Raw genomic sequence first — 17,109 nt, forward strand, 5'->3', positions numbered from 1 at the left:
TGCCTTAGACCAGCGCTTCGATCGCCTTGCGCACGATCCCTTCGTCCATCTCGTGCAGACCGATGACAACCAGCCGCGTCGCGCGCTCCTCGCCGGGCGCCCAGGTACGGTCGAAATAGTTGTCGATGCGGCTGCCGACGGCCTGTACCTGCAAGCGCATCGGCTTGCCGGGCACATCGACAAAACCCTTGAGACGCAGGATATCATGTTCGGAAATGACGCTCTTCAGCGCTTCGATGAAGGCGTTCGGGTCGGCAATGGGGCCAAGCTCGACGACGAAGCTGTCGAATTCGTCGTGATCATGTGGTGTGCCGTCTTCGTGTTCCAACTCATGGTGCGATTTGCGGTTGACGATATCACCTTCGGTACCGATGCCGAGGCCGAGCAGAATGGCTGCCGGCACGTCGCCGTTCTTCGCCTCGATGATCGTCGGCTTGCGGACGGTGCGTGACGCGACTTCCGCACGCACGCGGCCAAGGCCGGCGACGTCGATCAGGTCGGTCTTGTTGAGAACGATCAGATCGGCGCAGGTCAGCTGGTCCTCGAACAGTTCCTCGATCGGGCTTTCGTGATCGAGCGAATCGTCCTCGACACGACGGGCTTCGACGGCATCATGATCGTCGGCAAAGCGGCCTGCGGCGACGGCGGCGCTGTCGACCACGGTGATGACGCCATCGACGGTGACATGCGTGCGGATGTCAGGCCAGTTGAAGGCAGCGACCAGCGGCTGCGGCAGCGCCAGACCGGAGGTCTCGATGATGATATGGTCGGGACGCGCGTCACGCTCCAAAAGCTTGGTCATGGTCGGGATGAAATCGTCGGCGACGGTGCAGCAGATGCAGCCATTGGTCAGCTCGATGATGTCGTCCTCGGTGCAGTTCTCCGCGCCGCAGCCCTTGAGCACGTCGCCGTCGACACCCAGATCACCGAACTCGTTGATGATGAGGGCGATCTTCCTGCCGCCGGCATTCTGCAACAGGTTGCGAATCATCGTTGTCTTGCCGGCTCCCAGAAAGCCGGTGATGACGGTGGCGGGAATCTTTGCCTGGTTCATGTGGATCAACCCTTCATTTTCAGCGGCAATCCCGCCGCGATAAAATAGACTTCGGCGCTTGTCGCCGCGATCATCTGGTGCAGCCGGCCGGCATGATCGCGAAATTCGCGCGCCATGCGGTTTTCCGGCACGATGCCGAGCCCGACCTCGTTGGAGACGAGCACGAGCCGCGCCTTGGCCTTCGGCAAAAATTCGGTAAGAACAGCAAATTCAGCTGCGACGTTTCGTTCGGCCATCATCAGATTGGTGACCCACAGCGTCAGGCAATCGACGAGAACAGCGCGGCCATCGCCGTCGATCGCCGCCAGCCGGGCGGTCAGGTCGAGCGGCTCCTCGTGCGTCGTCCAGAGATCGCCGCGTTCGTTTCGATGCTGCGCGATACGTTCGCGCATTTCGTCGTCCCAGGCTCGTCCGGTCGCCACATAGTGACGGTCAAGGCCGGTATCCGAGATCAGCGATTCGGCGAATCGGGATTTGCCGGAGCGCGCGCCGCCGAGAACGAAAACAGCGCGGGATTGTGAGGATGGCATGAGCTATTGTCGCCCCCATACGAGGGCACGGAGCCGCGCAACGCGGCTAAGACCGAAAGGGGCGCGCTTACGCGCGAGAAATTCGTTTGGCGCCATGACAACCTCCGTGCTGGCAGCGAGACATGCGTCCCAAGATGGGCGCTGTGCCCGGCACGTATGGCAGGTCTCCTGGCTCGCGGTTAAGGCGCAACGAGGGGGCAGACCGAAACCGGTCGCCCCCGATCGTGCACCAGCGGATCTTTCTCGCCTTCCCGGCAATGCATCATGAAAAGACGGACGATTCGTAGATATCGGAGGCGTCCAGCCCTGGTAGATCATGATGCCACACCAGTGGCTTTTCCGGCTTGAAGTTTCTCCGCCTGTTCGCCCCATGCGAACCATCGGCGGGATAGCTGTCAAACCGGACGAAAGACCCTGACCGCTCTACAGTCGCGGGGTCGGCTGTGATGAGAACGCCCGGATTGGGTCCGCCCCTTCACATTCCCTTTTCATCCCATGCGGCACATCGCCGCTCGGAAACCATTCGTTATGCCGGCAATGATTAGGCTTTCACTTAGTTCAAGTCAATCAAGGACATGGGTGCGACATCGGCTGTCCCAGCCGCGAAATCGCCGCATAATCCCGAGAACACATCACTTTTTTTGCCGTATTTCTTTGATGTTAGGAGTTTATAGAGGCTAAGCCCTCATATTCGAGTAGAAACGTATCGTCCGTCCCCAATGTTGCAGAAATTCCAACCCCGTCGCCTGGGCGTCTTCTCAGCCCTATTCGATCTTGGTCGATTTAGAGCGCTGCTCCGCCGCGGCGAACTAGGACTCGTTTTCGCCGGCGCGCTCGTGGGCATCGCGTCCGGCTGCGCCGTTACGGCCATGAGTTTCGTTTCGCGCAAGCTGCACAGCCTCATCTACGGGATCACGGATTACGAGCGCCTGAGCTCGGCGGCAGTGGCGATCCCGGACAAATCGGTGGTGCTGATAGCCCCGATAGCCGGCGGCATCATTCTTGGTATTCTGCTCTATATTCTTTCACGCACCCGCAAGAAGCCGATGGTCGACCCGATCGAGGCGAATGCGCTGCATGGCGGACGCATGTCCTTGACCGACAGCATCATCGTCGCCGTGCAGAACCTGATCTCGAATGGGTTCGGCGCCTCCGTCGGGCTTGAGGCGGGCTACACGCAGCTTGCCGCCGGCATCGCTTCGAAGTTCGGTTACAAGATGCAGATGCGCCGCGCGGATCTGCGCATGCTCGTGGGCTGCGGTGCTGCCGGCGCCATTGCCGCAGCGTTTAACGCACCGCTGACCGGCGCCTTTTACGCCTTCGAGCTGATCATCGGCACCTATTCCATCCTGACCCTGACGCCCGTCGTCGTCTCGGCCCTGATATCGACGATGATCGCAAGGCTGCTCGCCGGCGACGACTTCGCCATCGATATCGGCCATTTCGGCACAATAGTGCCGGCGGATTACCTTCCGGCTGTTTTGCTCGGCGCTTTTTGCGCCGGCATCGGCATCCTGATCATGCAGGGCGTCGCCTGGGTCGAGGAACTGGCGCGCAAGAGCTCGATTGCGCCGCCTTTCCGCCCGGCGCTCGGCGGCCTGTTCGTCGGCTTGCTGGCTTTGATATCACCCCAGGTTCTATCGGCCGGCCACGGAGCCCTCCATCTCAATCTCTCCACCGATGTAACCTTGTGGGCGCTGGTCAGCCTTTTCGTTTTGAAATCCCTCGCCTCGGCTGTGTCGATCGGCTCCGGCTTCAGGGGCGGCTTGTTCTTCGCATCGCTGTTCATGGGCGCGCTGCTCGGCAAGATTTTCGCCTATTGCGCCCCCTATTTCGATCACGCCACGCTGACGCCAGCCGTCTATGCGGTGGTCGGCATGAGTGCGCTTGCCGTTTCGATCATCGGCGGCCCGCTGACGATGACGTTCCTGGCGCTGGAGATCACCGGCGACTTTCCGATTACCGCGCTGGTCTTGGCTGCTGTCATCACCTCGTCTCTCGTCGTGCGCACGACCTTCGGCTATTCCTTCGCCACATGGCGCTTCCATCTGCGTGGAGAAAGCATCCGCAGCGCACACGACGTCGGGTGGATCCGCAACCTCACTGTGGCACGCATGATGCGCCCGGATGTGCATACGGCAAGCGTCGGCATGAGCATCGAGGAATTCCGCAAAGCCTTTCCGATCGGCTCGGCGCAGCGCGTCATTCTGATCGACGACAAAGAGAAATATTCCGGCATGGTGCTGGTGCCGGATATTTATGCGAGCCCGGTCGAGAAAGATGACGAGGAACATGGCCTTGCCGATTTCATCCGCCATCGCAACGAATTCCTGCAGCCGCAGATGAACGCCAAGCAGGCCGCAGCCATGTTCGACCAGACGAAGAGCGAAGCGCTCGTGGTCATAAACGACCTCATTGAACGCAAGGTCGTGGGGCTGCTGACCGAGAGTTACACATTGCGTCGCTACAGCGAAGAGCTCGACCGCCGCCGTCGCGAGGTTTCCGGCGAGCTCTAGAGCCGTTAAGCGGCTCATGGAATCGCTAAACAGCTTTAGATTATTGTTTTTACGCACTTCCGGACGGAAAACCGTTGCGCACTTTTCCTGGAATTGCCCTAGCTGACAAGGCTGTCGAGCCAGGCAGGATCGAGGACGCCTTCCAGTTCGGTCGCGATCTCGTCCAGCGCCGCGTCGACGCCCGCGCGGTAGCCCGTCCGCTCGCCGTTAAGGCCGAAGCTTTCGAGCAGTCTTGCCCGGTACGCATCGCTGCCGAAAAGCCCGTGCAGGTATGTCCCCATGACGCGGCCGTCGGGCGACAGCGCTCCGTCCGGCCGGCCATCGATGACGGTCGAGGGGCGATCACAATCCGGGCCGCTGGTCACGCCGAGATGGATTTCGTAGCCGGACAGCGGCACGTCGTATTCCCTGGAGAAAGCCTGGCTGTTGCGGACGGTCTTTTCAGGCGCCATTTCCGTCTCGATATCCAGCAGGCCAAGTCCGGGCGTCTCCGTCACCGATCCTTCGATGCCGAGCGGATCAAAGACCATGCGACCGAGCATCTGATAACCGCCGCAAATCCCGATGACGCGGCCGCCGCGGCGCATATGGGCGGCAATATCAACATCCCATCCCTGTTCCCGCAGATCGAGCAGGTCACCGATTGTCGACTTCGACCCCGGCAAAACCACAAGGCCCGCATCATCAGGCAGCCGTTCACCGGCCCGGACGAAGACGAGATCGACGTCGGGTTCGGCTCGCAGCGGATCGAGGTCGTCGAAATTCGCAATGCGTGACAGCACCGGCACGGCAATTTTCAAGGCGCCGGAGGAGCCCCGTGTGAGCCGTTCCAGCACAACGGAATCCTCGGCAGGAAGGCGGCCGGCCGCCTTCAGCCACGGCACGATGCCATGACACGGCCAGCCGGTGAACGTGCCGATCGCGTCTATGCCCTCTCCAAACAGCGAGACATCGCCGCGAAACTTGTTGATGAGGTAGCCGCGGATCATGCGCCGATCCTCTTCCGGCAAGATATGATAGGTACCCACCAGCGACGCGATGACGCCGCCGCGGTCGATATCGCCGACCAGCACCACAGGCACGTTGGCGCGGGTGGCAAAGCCCATATTGGCGATATCGCCCCGCCTGAGATTGATTTCGGCAGGCGAACCGGCGCCCTCGACGATGACAAGGTCGGTTCCAGCGCGCATGGCCGCGAAGCTTTCCAAGACGGCGCCGAGCAGCTGCGGCTTGAGCGCCTGATAGTCCCTGCCCTTCGCATGCCCCCAGACCTTGCCCTGCACGATGATCTGGCTGCCCGTCTCCGATTGCGGCTTCAGCAGCACCGGGTTCATATGCACGGATGACGGAACGCGCGCCGCCAGCGATTGCAGCCACTGGGCGCGGCCGATCTCACCGCCATCTTCGGCAACGGCGGCATTGTTGGACATGTTCTGCGGCTTGAAGGGACGGACCCTGACACCTCTGTTGGCGAACAGGCGGCACAGCCCGGCGACCAATACCGTTTTTCCGACATCGGAGCCGGTTCCCTGCAGCATGATCGCCTTCGTCATTCTTCATCGCTCCGAGATGCTACAGCCCCTGAAAACACGGAATTTTGCCTTGATTTCGCCGCGATCCCCAACGGCCTGAAGCCACCGGCACGATACAAAAATACATCACGTCGCACCATGCTCTATTTGCGACATCGGATGACGATTTCATCCATTGTTAGTTATACTGAAGAGGATTATCTCCACCGCGAAAACAAACACCGAAAACCGGCCGTTTCGGCCTGGAGGATACCCCGATGCTCTTCATCTTCAACAGACAGAATTCCATCCAGATCGCCTGGAATGGCAAACTGCCGGCAAACCGCCCTGATACCCGCCTGCAGCAGCTTGATACGCGTTTCGGCACAGTCGGCTTCATCCGGACCTATAACGTCGGTTGATAGCCGGTCAAGCCTCAGGTCCTGCGCACGACAAGCCGCCAAGCGACCGCATCGGCGGCTTTATTTTTTCATTCCATATGGGGAAATAAAATCCGGCATTGGCCGGAAGCCGGCTATCCACCCCACGGTCGCCTCCCTGGAACGCGGCGGCCATAAAACGCGAAAACCGCGCGATCCGAGGATCAACGCGGTTTGCCAAAAACGCCGGCTCCCTTGCACAAACGCCGCAAGGTTCGCTTTCTCCGGTACGCACTACCTAAGCCGAAGAAGCAGCGGTGTCCCCCGCCACGCATCGATTGATAAACCGACATCGTTACCGGAGCGTTATTAATTGCTTAAATAAGAATGAATCCGAAAATTTTTTGAAAATTTTCTCATTCTCGTTGCGAAATCGCAAACGACGCAAATGGAATAGAAAACGTCTTTCAAGGACGCGATATTTTAGCGGTATTTAACTTCGCCTATGCTTTAAAGCTTCGTTGAAGCCTCGCAATGCCCATTTTGCAGCCGCGAATAGTAGAAAATAGGCTAATTCAGGCGCTTATATAAGCTTCTCCAACAGGCGCGATAAGTTCAATCAGCCGACAGACTGTTGATTTCTTCATTCAAATCCTTACGCTGCTCGCTGTCGATGTAGAAAATGCTCGGCCGCGACAGGGTTCCGCGGTCGCAAAAAGACCAGATGCACGACAGCAGCAAAGGGGACCGTGCGGGCGTCGTCAGCGGCGTATGAACGGTTGTGGTTGAACCGCGCTGACGGGGATCGACAGACACCATATCCGCTTGGAGTCGATTTCCGTAACGTAACGAGAAATTGGGAGACATTATCAATGAAGAAGCTTCTCGCTTCCGCCATCTTCGCATTCGGCGCCTACGCTTTGGCTGGCTCGGCGCACGCTGCGGAATGCGGCGATGTATCGATCGCCGAAATGAATTGGGCCTCTGCCGGCGTTGCCGCTCAGGTCGACAAGATAATCCTTCAGAATGGCTATGGCTGTAACGTCACGCTGGTAACCGGCGACACGCAGCCGACCTTCACCTCCATGAACGAAAAGGGCCAACCCGACGTCGCGCCCGAGCTTTGGGTCAACGCAGTACGCACCGCGCTCGACAAGGCCGTGTCCGAAGGTCGTCTGATCGAGGCAGCGCCGCTCCTGAGCGATGGCGGCGTCGAGGGCTGGTGGATTCCGAAATTCCTCGCCGACGCGCATCCCGACATCAAGACCGTTCAGGACGCGCTGAAGCATCCGGAACTCTTCCCCGCCCCCGAGGATTCTTCCAAGGGCGCGGTATACAATTGCCCGGCAGGCTGGAACTGCCAGATCTCGACCGCCAATCTCTACAAGGCGCTCGGTGCAGAGAAGCTCGGCTTTACGTTGGTCGATACCGGCTCTGCCGCGGGTCTTGACGGCTCGATCGCCAACGCCTTCGAAAAGAAGATCGGCTGGTTCGGCTACTATTGGGCACCGACAGCCATCCTCGGCAAGTACGAAATGGTGCGTCTGAGCTTCGGCGTCCCGCACGACAAGAAGGAATGGGATGCCTGCACGGCGATCCAGGATTGCGCCAATCCGAAGGTGAATTCCTATCCGGTTTCGGACGTCTACACGGTCGTAACGAAGGCTTTCGCATCCAAGGCCGGCATTGCCATGGATTACGTCAAGACCCGCAAATGGGACAACGGCACGGTTGGCAAGGTTCTGGCCTGGATGACGGACAATCAGGGCACGAACGAAGACGGTGCGAAGTACTTCCTGAAGACCTACCCCGATATGTGGACCAAGTGGGTTTCTCCAGACGTCGCCACCAAGGTCAAGGCTTCGCTCTAATCCGCACGAATGAATCGGCGGCAGGCCTGCGTCTGTCGCCGATTTTATATTCGCCGGATGCGACTGACACTCATACCGACAGACCGACGCGGCCACAGGTCGCAACGAGTGCAGATTGGCGGCGGCAAATGTAGTAAGAATTAAAAAGCAGCCTGAAGAACCGGTCGCAGCGCTGCAACACCGTCCGTACATGAAGGCCACATGCACTGACAGGGACAGAGCCGGACAAAGAAGGGGAAATACATGGCTATTCAGTGTACGATCCTGCCAGATGTGCTTTGCAATTTTCCGGCAATAGACGAATCGCTCATACGCCTCGCACGCAAGAATATCGACGATGGGTTCAGGGCATCCGTGCGCGCCTACGGCAATATCATCGACGCCATAGTTCAGCCGCTGCAATGGTTTCTGAACTATCTGGAATGGCTCTTCACCAACACGCCGTGGTTCATCGTGCTTCTCGTCATGATGCTCGTTGTCTACGCCGCCAGCCGCAATCTCAAGATCGTCATAGGCACTGCGATATCGATGACGCTCATCGGCGTCTGCGGCCTTTGGGGCGACACCATGATAACGCTTGCGATGGTGACCGTCTGTACGCTCATCGCCATCGTCATCGGCCTGCCGATCGGCATACTGATGGCCCGCTCCGACCGGATGCAGTCGATCGTCAATCCGATCCTCGACGTGATGCAGACGATGCCGAGCTTCGTCTATCTTATTCCCGTCGTGGTGATTTTCGGCATTGGAAAGGTTCCTGGCCTTATCGCTGTCGTCATCTACGCCGTCCCGCCGATGATCCGGTTGACCAATCTCGGCATTCGCCTGGTGGACAAGGAAGTGCTGGAAGCCGCCGATGCTTTTGGCTCGTCGCATCGCCAGAAGCTTTTCAACGTGCAGATACCGCTCGCGTTGCCCACCATCATGGCCGGCATCAACCAGACCATCATGATGTCGCTTGCCATGGTCGTGGTCGCATCGATGGTCGGCGTCGGCGGTCTCGGCAAGAACACGCTGCAGGCGATCAACAACCAGTTCTTCACGGTCGGCTTCCTCAACGGTTTCGCGCTGGTCGCAATCGCCATCATTTTCGACCGCACGAGCCAGGCCTACGGCAGACGGCTCCAGAAGCACTCGGAGGTCATTCATGGCTAGTCACGCGATCCAGATCAAAAGCCTCTACAAAATCTTCGGTCCGCGCGGGCGCGACTTTGTCGACATGGTCAAGAACGGCATCAGCAAGACCGAACTCAACGAGACTCATGGTCACGTGCTCGGCCTGCAGGACATCAACATTGACATGCCGGCCGGCGCCATCACCGTCGTCATGGGCCTTTCCGGCTCCGGCAAATCGACGCTGATCCGCCATATCAACAGGCTGATCGAGCCGACCGCCGGCGAAGTGCTATATGACGGCATCGACGTCTGCAAAATGAACGAAAACGCCCTGCGTGAATTCCGCCGTCACAAGACGGCGATGGTGTTCCAGAAATTCGCTTTGCTGCCGCATCGCACGGTCATCGAGAACACCATTTACGGCCTGGACATTCAGGGCGTGCCCCGTGCTGAAGGCGAGAAGAAGGGACAATACTGGATCGAGCGCGTCGGTCTCAAAGGTTTCGAAAGGCACTATCCGAACCAGCTCTCCGGCGGCATGCAGCAGCGCGTGGGGCTCGCGCGCGCCCTGACCAATGATGCCGATATCCTGCTGATGGACGAAGCTTATTCGGCGCTCGACCCGCTCATCCGCGTGGATATGCAGAGCGTGCTACTCGACCTGCAAAAAGAGCTGAAGAAGACCGTCGTCTTCATCACCCACGATCTCGATGAGGCACTCCGTCTCGGCGACAAGATCGCGATTCTGCGCGACGGCAAGGTCGTGCAGCAGGGAAGCGGCCAAGAGATCGTGCTGAAACCCGCGGACGACTACATCACCGCCTTCGTCAAGGAAGTGAACCGCGGTCGTATCATCCAGGCTCAGACCATCATGAAGCCGCTCGCCGGTGACCCCGGCGGCAGCCGCGTACCCGGCGATATGACGCTGGAAATCGCCGCCAAACGGATAACCGACGCCGGACACACCGGAGCCGTCGTCACCGATGCCGGTGGCAAGCCCATCGGTGCGATAGACCTGCAAAGCATCATCTCCGCCATGGTGACGCCGACAACCCATGACGCGGCGCAGATGGCGGCGGCTTAAAGACTTCTTTGTCTAACAAAGGAGAGCGCCTGCGCAGGGCGCTCTCTTCCTCTTTATGCAAGATGAACATGCTTATCGCTGTTCGCTCGTTGCACTCATATAAAGAAATGTTTATATCTGCATTTCACAACCGAAAATCCGCATATCCGGAGAAGACGCCATGACCGTCGCAACCAATCCCTTGACCGATCTTCTTGCTGAAAAAGGCGTGCTGCTCGCCGATGGCGCGACGGGCACAAATCTCTTTGCCATGGGCCTGGAAGCCGGTGAAGCCCCGGAACTGTGGAACGAGCAGCACCCCGAGCGGATTGCAAAACTGCATCAGGATTTCGTTGACGCCGGCGCCGACATCATTCTGACCAATACCTTTGGCGGAACGCGTCATCGCTTGAAGCTGCACCATGCGCAGGATCGCGTGCACAGCCTGAACAAGGTGGCCGCCGAGATTGCCCGTGCCGTCGCCGACAAGGCTGACCGCAAGATCATCGTCGCCGGTTCCGTCGGGCCGACGGGCGAGCTGCTGGTGCCGCTCGGCGCATTGACCTATGAAGACGCAGTTTCCGCCTTCGTCGAACAGATCGAAGGCCTGCAGGCCGGTGGTGCCGACGTCGCCTGGATCGAGACCATGTCCTCGCCCGAGGAAATACGCGCAGCAGCAGAAGCTGCCGTCAAGGTCGGCCTGCCCTATACCTATACGGGTTCGTTCGATACCGCCGGAAAGACCATGATGGGCCTGCATCCGAAGGATATTCATGGCATTGCCAAGGACGTCGGCGATGGTCCGCTCGCCGTCGGCGCCAATTGCGGCGTCGGCGCATCGGATATCCTGTCGAGCCTGCTCGACATGACCGATTCCGATCCGGCCGCGATCGTGATCGTCAAGGGTAACTGCGGCATCCCCGAATATCGCGGCGCCGAGATCCATTATTCCGGCACGCCACCGCTGATGGCCGACTACGCGCGCCTTGCGCGCGACGCGGGCGCCAAGATCATCGGCGGCTGCTGCGGCACGTCCTGCGGCCATCTCGCTGCCATGCGCGAGGCTCTCGACAACTATACGCCCGGCCCGCGCCCGACTCTGGAAGTGATCGTCGAGCGGATCGGCCCGATGCGCAACAAGACGGCCAACGAAGGCGGAACGGCGCCTGTGCGTGAGCGCAGACGCCGCAGCTAAACGGCGACTTGCCGCGTCAGGCCTTGAAACCTGACGCAAGCGGCCATCATGACAATCGAACAACCAAGACGGCGGTGGCGTTGCACTACTTCTCGCCACCGAGAGGGCGCCCCTCGGTAAAATGCGGCACGACCCGGCTCTCAAATGCCTTCAAGGCCGCGCCGATCGCCTGATGCATATCAAGGTAGCGATAGGTGCCAAGCCGTCCGCCGAAATGGACGTTGGCTTCCGCCTCGGCACGCTCACGATACCGTAGGAAGACCGCCTTGTCCTGCCGCGTGTCGATCGGATAATAGGGCTCGTCCGCGCGTTGGGCCGAACGTGAATACTCCCGCACCACAACAGTCTTTTCAGTCTGATAGCTGCGCTCGGGATTGAAGTGGCGGAACTCAAGAATGCGGGTATAAGGGACCGCTTCGTCGGCATAGTTCATGACGGCCGTACCCTGGAAATCGCCCGTGTTCAGGGTCTCTTTCTCGAAATCGATCGTACGCCAACCCAATTCGCCTTCGGAATAATCAAAATAGCGATCGATGGGTCCTGTGTAGACGATGGGGAGACCGGGCGGCAAAGCGGATTTCAGCGAAAAGAAATCGACACCGAGAGCAATATCGATCCTCGGATGCTTCAGCATCCTCTCGAAGATGGCCGTGTAGCCGTCGACCGGCAGACCTTCAAACTTATCGTTGAAATACCGATTGTCGAACGTGTAACGGACCGGCAGCCGCGTGATGATATGCTCCGGCAGGTCACGCGGGTCCGTTTGCCATTGCTTGGCAGTGTAGCCGCGGATGAAGGCTTCATATAGCGGACGGCCGATCAGGGAAATTGCCTTCTCTTCCAGGTTCGCCGGGTGGCGCCCTGCCATTTCGGCCGCCTGCTCCGCGATCAGAGCTCGCGCTTCATCCGGAGAAAGGCGCCGATTGAAAAACTGCGAGATGGTGCCGAGGTTGATCGGCATCGAGTAGACCTGATTGCGGTAGCTCGAATAGACGCGATGCTTGTAATCGGTAAATTCGGTGAACCTGTTGAGATAGGTCCAGACCACCTCGTTCGGCGTGTGGAAGAGATGGGCGCCGTAACGATGAACCTCGATGCCGGTCTGGCCGTCGAACTCGCTATAGGCATTGCCGCCGATATGGCTGCGGCGATCGATCAGAAGCACGTTCTTCTGAAGCTCGTTCGCCACCCGCTCCGCAAGCGTCGCGCCATAAAAGCCCGCGCCGACGATCAATAGGTCTACCTTCGAAAAATCAATCATGCTTTCAAACTTTCGGCGCCCGCAATATCGGCGATGGGTTTAGTGGAGTGCGAAAATGATCATTGGGGAAACTGACAAGGCATCGGCGCATGGGATTGCGCCGACGACATCAGGAAACTGCGGCAGTGCCGTCCGGACCAGGTGGCTCACCGCACGCCGGCATATTTCAGAGGCGTATACTGATATGCCTTGAAAAGCGCCGCCTGCTCGTCGATCGCCGCCTTGACATTGTATGTCGCGCCGAGCGGGCGCGTATGGGCAACGGCGACGGCATCGATGATCGCCATTCGGGCCGTGGGGCGCCCGAGGAACGATGGCCAGAGGTGATCGAGGCCATAGCCTGATTCGACATCCCTCATGGAGCCGATGCAGATCTGCAGCGCACGCTGCGAGAAGAGCGGACACATGATTTCGACGAAACCCTCATAGCGCACCAGGCTGTCGGGTCTCTGAATCGTCAAAGGATGGTTGGGGTAGGAGCCCTGGTCTTGCTTGAGCGATGGCTGTGCGAGATCGAGGCCGTGTTTGTGCGACAGGTGGAACATTCGGTTGAGGTCTTCGCCGTTGCACAGCAGGTCGTCGTCCGGCAACCATATGCGCTCATAGTTCCAAAGCGGGCTGCCCTCGTAAAAGAGGTCGTAGAGAAGCTTGAACTTCTTGCGCTTTGGCAAATGCGCCAGATATTCGTAAGGACTACCGGAAACCTCCGGTTCCTCGGCACCGTAATAACCGATGCAAAGATCCCAGTTGCGGGTCGCTTCGTCTATCTTTTCGAACCAGCGCGGGTGCAGAGACTTCGAATTGGCGGGCACGACGACAAGATTGGGGCGCCGTATCCCCTGCTGCGGCTGGGCGCGGAACGTCGCGCGGCGTTCGACATCCGCCGGTGTCGGAAATAGCGGATGGGGAGGATGGTCGACCGGCACCAGCAGGTAGGTGGCGTCGACACCTCCGATCACGCCACGCCCCGCAAGCGCCATGAGATTGTCGCCTTCGATATGCGCGGAATCGAAAATGACCGACGGCAGTCCATCTCGGTCGATCAGGCAAAGCCGGCCGCCCATGACATGCCAGAAATCCACGTCAGGTTCAAAATAGTTACCGATCAGTCCATCCGGCGCCAGCACCAGGAAGGATGAGAACATCCCGCGGTTCACGTCGCCGAAGCTCCAGAATGTGCCGCTCAGCATGTCCTGAGTCAGAGGCGGCGCGTCGGACCACCGCATCTGGTTTGCCGGGCGCGCGGCATATTCGGACGTGTGCAAGCTGTTCGCTGCCGATGACATGTTGGACTGTCCCCTATTCCTGGACCGAAGCAACGGCGCGATCTGAGGAAGGCGGCTGCATGAACAGCTCCGGAATGTCCGCCCCCAATCGAACTCGTTTGATCGACACCTTGGCGTTCATTCCTTTTGCGAAGCTTACGGCCGGAATCGACCGCCGCCTCATCGCCAGGCGCAATCAATCCAGCCTCGCGAAAGTTGGTCGGCATAGTGTCGAAAGCGGAATTTCTACGCGGGGCAATCGCGCGTTCGGAATATTGCCAAGAATGTCGGCGCTCGGCGGACACGAAGGTCGGTCATGTCGTCCGTCAAGTCGGGACAAAGAACCACTCGTCTCTTTTTACGGTAGAAGAAGATGCATCAGAAGAAGAAGCTGGCCATACTCATCGAAGTCGATAGTTTCATCGGCGACATCTATCATCATCTTTCAAAAACTTACGAAGTCCTTGCGATTCAGCCGAAGACTTACAAAGAGATCGAAACGGCCGTGGAATGGGCCGACATCGTCTGGTTCGAATTCTGTAACGAGCTCTTCGCGCATGCGATCAATCAGAACATCCGCCGGCTCGGCAAACGCGTCATAGCGCGCTGGCATCGTTTCGAAATCGTGGAATCGAGTTTTCCCACACGCATCAACTTCGGCTTCATCGACGACCTGATCCTCGTATCTCACGACATGCTTCGGGTCCTGAGGCACAGGGTGCCGCAGCTCTCGCAAAAGACACGCACACACGTCGTCTGGAACGGCCTCAATCTCGAAAAATTCAAGCCGATCCCGTCGCTAGACAAGAAGAAGATCGTTTGGGCAGCCAAGCCGTTCATGCGCAAGAACCAGCCAATGTTCCTGCAGATCATGCATGCCCTCGTGAAGAGAGACCCGTCCTACACCCTGCATGTCGCCGGCGAGCAGGAAGAGTTCGTCATGGCGCCTTACCTGCAGCGTACGACGGAGAAGCTCGGCCTCGCTCGCCACGTCTTCTTCCACGGCTGGCAGCGAGACATGCCTGCTTTTCTAGCCGACAAGGGCGTCATTCTGTCGACCTCCATCCATGAAAGCTTTGGATACAACATCGCCGAAGCGATGGCCGTCGGCGCCCTGCCCGTGATTCACGATTATCCCGGCGCCGAGGAATTCTGGCCCGACGAAATCCGTTTCTCATCGGTGGACGAGGCTGTCGAGAAGATCATCGCCGGACAGATGCATCAGTGGTCGCAATATGTACGCGAAAAGTTTCCTCTCGCCAAACAATTGCATGAGGTGGACATGGTCATGAACGGCCGGGTGGCCGAGCTCGCGGCGGCGCCAGCAGCTCCGATCGAGCAACATGCCGGTTCGCAGCTCAAGCGGCCTGTTCCGCTTTGGCTGGTACAACAGCCGGCTTCCTCGCTGCAGGCGCAGCAGCCCGCAACCGTACCGCAGGCCATATCGGTGCAGCAGGTTCGGGAGGCTCTTCCGCTCGGCGAGGTTTTTGCGCCGCCGTTGCAGCAGCCCATTCCGACCCAGCCGCAGCCTATCGCCATGCCGCCGGCGCAGCGGCTCGCTCCCGTGCCGCCTCCGCAGCAACAGCCAAAGACGCCGGACGCCCCGCTTGGCTTTGATTCCAGCGGCTATTGGGAGACCCGCTACCGTACCGGCGGCAATTCGGGAGCCGGCTCCTACGATGTCCTCGCCAACTACAAAGGGCTGTTTCTCAACGCCTTCGCCCGAAAGAAAGAGCTTTCCTCCTTTGCCGAAATGGGGTCGGGCGACGGCAATCAGCTGAAATATTTCGCATTCGATCGCTATACCGGCTTCGACGTCTCGAAGACCGTGATCGAGCGCACGCAGGCGATGTATAGGGATAAGCCGAATTACCAGTTCATCTGGCTAGGCGATCAGTCCCTGGATTGGGAAACCCAAGAGGACGCTTATGACTGCGCCTTGTCTCTCGATGTGCTTTACCACCTCATCGATGACGCGATCTATGTCAACTATCTCGACCAGCTGTTCTCCCTCTCCAGGCGCTACGTCATCATATATGCCTCCAACTTCGACGGCCCCGACATCCGTGGCGCCGCCCATGTCCGGCATCGCAAGTTCACGAGCGACATCGCCCGCAGGTTCCCCCAATGGACATTGCTGAAGCTCGTCGAGAATCCCTACAAGTTCAAGGAATCGACCGAGGCGGATTTTGCGATCTACAGCCGCGAGGAGTTCGAAGATCCGGCGGCGCTCAACGAACTCGATAACATCCGATAGAATTGAGCATGCAAAAAGAGAGGCGCAACGGCTCTGCCGGTTGCGCCTCTCTTTTTTACACCGTCTTTCGCCGACGGCGACTAGAATCGCCGGCTAACTCGCCAATCTGCCAAGCACGAGATGCGGCGTCCGCTTCAGCCTCAGCGATACTTCGGCCATTTGGGGCGACTGCGCACGGACGTAGTTGTATTCAGGCTCATCATATCCCGCATAGGACTGTGTGATCAGCGTAAGAAACCGCTCCCGGAGATTGACCGGCAGACGCGGATAGATCCATTGCAGCAGATCCAGCTTGCTGCAAAGGAACCACTGATAATAGGCCTGTTTCATGAGAGGCAGGCGCGCGAACAACGCCTCCACCTCCTCGAATGCCGTGAAGATTTCGAAACGTTTTTCGGTGAACACGTTGGTAAGCTGCGCCCGCTCCTCATAGACGCGGTGACCGATGAGATAACGATTCATCATGCCGATCCTCTGTGCATGCATATAGATATGCCAGTGGGCGTAGATGTCATTGTGGACGCGCGTCTCTGAGAAACGCAGGCCCGTTTCCCGGCAAAGCTTGGCGCTGACGATCTTGTTCCAGGGGAAATTGACGGTAAAGAGCAGCCTTGCGCACTGTTGAAGCGTGAATATGCGGATGTCCGCATCACCGACCAGCTGGCGCCAGGCCTCGTCATCGATCTGCAACATCGGACCCAGGCGGTCGTTCTTGTCGGTGACATAGCGATAACGAAACACCATCACGTCGCAGCCATTGGCTTCCATATGATAGATGACCTCGTCGATCGAGCGATGGGCGATCATGTCATCGGCGTCGAGAAAATAGTAGTAGTCGCCGCGTGCCGCCGCCATGCCGGCATTGCGGCTGTATCCGGCACCGCGATTTTCCGTATTGCGCAGCAACCGTACACGCTCGTCGCGTCGGGCATATTGTTCGACGATCAGCGCGGTGGCATCGCGCGACGTGTCGTCAACGATGATCACTTCCAAAACCTCGCGATTTTCAAGAACAGCCGTAATTATGTCGCCGAGGGAGTCCTGCGCGTTGTAGGCGGGGATGATGACACTGACTTTGCTCACAAGGCCT

At 58.8% G+C, this 17,109-nt stretch carries 13 protein-coding genes and 1 riboswitch; of the genes, 7 read left to right on the plus strand and 6 right to left on the minus strand.

The genetic code is table 11. The features are described 5' to 3' along the window. Window positions 1-4: 4 nt before the first annotated feature. Both cobW and cobU read right to left on the minus strand, forming a co-directional pair. Window positions 5-1,054: a cobalamin biosynthesis protein CobW gene (gene cobW / locus FHT28_RS17185; protein ID WP_092573906.1), complete on the minus strand. Its 1,050-nt coding sequence runs from the start codon at window positions 1,052-1,054 to the stop codon at window positions 5-7. Between the two features lie 5 nt (window positions 1,055-1,059). Next, window positions 1,060-1,584: a bifunctional adenosylcobinamide kinase/adenosylcobinamide-phosphate guanylyltransferase gene (cobU, locus tag FHT28_RS17190; protein WP_047639827.1), complete on the minus strand. Its 525-nt coding sequence runs from the start codon at window positions 1,582-1,584 to the stop codon at window positions 1,060-1,062. A 140-nt stretch (window positions 1,585-1,724) separates the two neighbouring features. Beyond that, window positions 1,725-2,123: riboswitch (cobalamin riboswitch) on the minus strand. Between the two features lie 180 nt (window positions 2,124-2,303). Between cobU and FHT28_RS17195 the strand changes: the two genes are divergently transcribed. After that, a complete protein-coding gene (locus tag FHT28_RS17195) occupies window positions 2,304-4,100 on the plus strand; it encodes a chloride channel protein (protein ID WP_037202573.1) in 1,797 nt (598 codons plus the stop codon). A gap of 98 nt (window positions 4,101-4,198) precedes the next feature. On the opposite strand, the gene FHT28_RS17200 is transcribed toward FHT28_RS17195, so the two are convergent. After that, window positions 4,199-5,653, minus strand: a complete 1,455-nt coding sequence (locus FHT28_RS17200) for a cobyric acid synthase (RefSeq protein WP_037202574.1) — start codon at window positions 5,651-5,653, stop codon at window positions 4,199-4,201. Between the two features lie 236 nt (window positions 5,654-5,889). Here FHT28_RS17200 and FHT28_RS17205 point away from each other — a divergent pair, with 236 nt between their 5' ends. From FHT28_RS17205 to bmt, 5 genes are all read left to right on the plus strand, one after another. After that, a complete protein-coding gene (locus tag FHT28_RS17205; RefSeq protein WP_092573908.1) occupies window positions 5,890-6,033 on the plus strand; it encodes a hypothetical protein in 144 nt (47 codons plus the stop codon). 830 nt (window positions 6,034-6,863) lie between these two features. Continuing rightward, window positions 6,864-7,862, plus strand: a complete 999-nt coding sequence (locus FHT28_RS17210; RefSeq protein ID WP_037202576.1) for an ABC transporter substrate-binding protein — start codon at window positions 6,864-6,866, stop codon at window positions 7,860-7,862. A 243-nt stretch (window positions 7,863-8,105) separates the two neighbouring features. Continuing rightward, window positions 8,106-9,017 carry a proline/glycine betaine ABC transporter permease gene (locus FHT28_RS17215; protein WP_037202577.1) on the plus strand — a complete coding sequence of 304 codons (912 nt, stop codon included), beginning with the start codon at window positions 8,106-8,108 and terminating at the stop codon, window positions 9,015-9,017. After that, window positions 9,010-10,062 carry a glycine betaine/L-proline ABC transporter ATP-binding protein gene (locus tag FHT28_RS17220; protein ID WP_037202578.1) on the plus strand — a complete coding sequence of 351 codons (1,053 nt, stop codon included), beginning with the start codon at window positions 9,010-9,012 and terminating at the stop codon, window positions 10,060-10,062. Before FHT28_RS17215 ends, FHT28_RS17220 begins: the two co-directional genes overlap by 8 nt. A 160-nt stretch (window positions 10,063-10,222) precedes the next feature. Further along, a complete protein-coding gene (gene bmt / locus FHT28_RS17225; RefSeq protein WP_168596847.1) occupies window positions 10,223-11,236 on the plus strand; it encodes a betaine--homocysteine S-methyltransferase in 1,014 nt (337 codons plus the stop codon). An 85-nt stretch (window positions 11,237-11,321) separates the two neighbouring features. Here the strand turns inward: bmt and glf are convergent, their stop codons facing one another. Both glf and FHT28_RS17235 read right to left on the minus strand, forming a co-directional pair. Further along, window positions 11,322-12,497, minus strand: a complete 1,176-nt coding sequence (glf, locus tag FHT28_RS17230; RefSeq protein ID WP_210255781.1) for a UDP-galactopyranose mutase — start codon at window positions 12,495-12,497, stop codon at window positions 11,322-11,324. A gap of 146 nt (window positions 12,498-12,643) precedes the next feature. Beyond that, on the minus strand, window positions 12,644-13,783 hold the full coding sequence (locus FHT28_RS17235; RefSeq protein WP_052212357.1) for a DUF707 domain-containing protein: 1,140 nt from the start codon (window positions 13,781-13,783) through the stop codon (window positions 12,644-12,646). 352 nt (window positions 13,784-14,135) lie between these two features. On the opposite strand from FHT28_RS17235, the gene FHT28_RS17240 reads away from it, so the two are divergent. Next, window positions 14,136-16,019, plus strand: a complete 1,884-nt coding sequence (locus FHT28_RS17240; protein WP_168596848.1) for a glycosyltransferase — start codon at window positions 14,136-14,138, stop codon at window positions 16,017-16,019. A 93-nt stretch (window positions 16,020-16,112) separates the two neighbouring features. Here FHT28_RS17240 and FHT28_RS17245 read toward each other — a convergent pair whose 3' ends face one another. Further along, window positions 16,113-17,102 (minus strand): glycosyltransferase family 2 protein, encoded by a 990-nt coding sequence (locus tag FHT28_RS17245; RefSeq protein ID WP_168596849.1) that lies wholly within the window; start codon window positions 17,100-17,102, stop codon window positions 16,113-16,115. Window positions 17,103-17,109 lie beyond the last annotated feature (7 nt).

The sequence above is a fragment of the Rhizobium sp. SG570 genome (genome assembly GCF_012275345.1).
GTDB classification, from domain to species: Bacteria; Pseudomonadota; Alphaproteobacteria; order Rhizobiales; family Rhizobiaceae; genus Rhizobium; species Rhizobium lusitanum.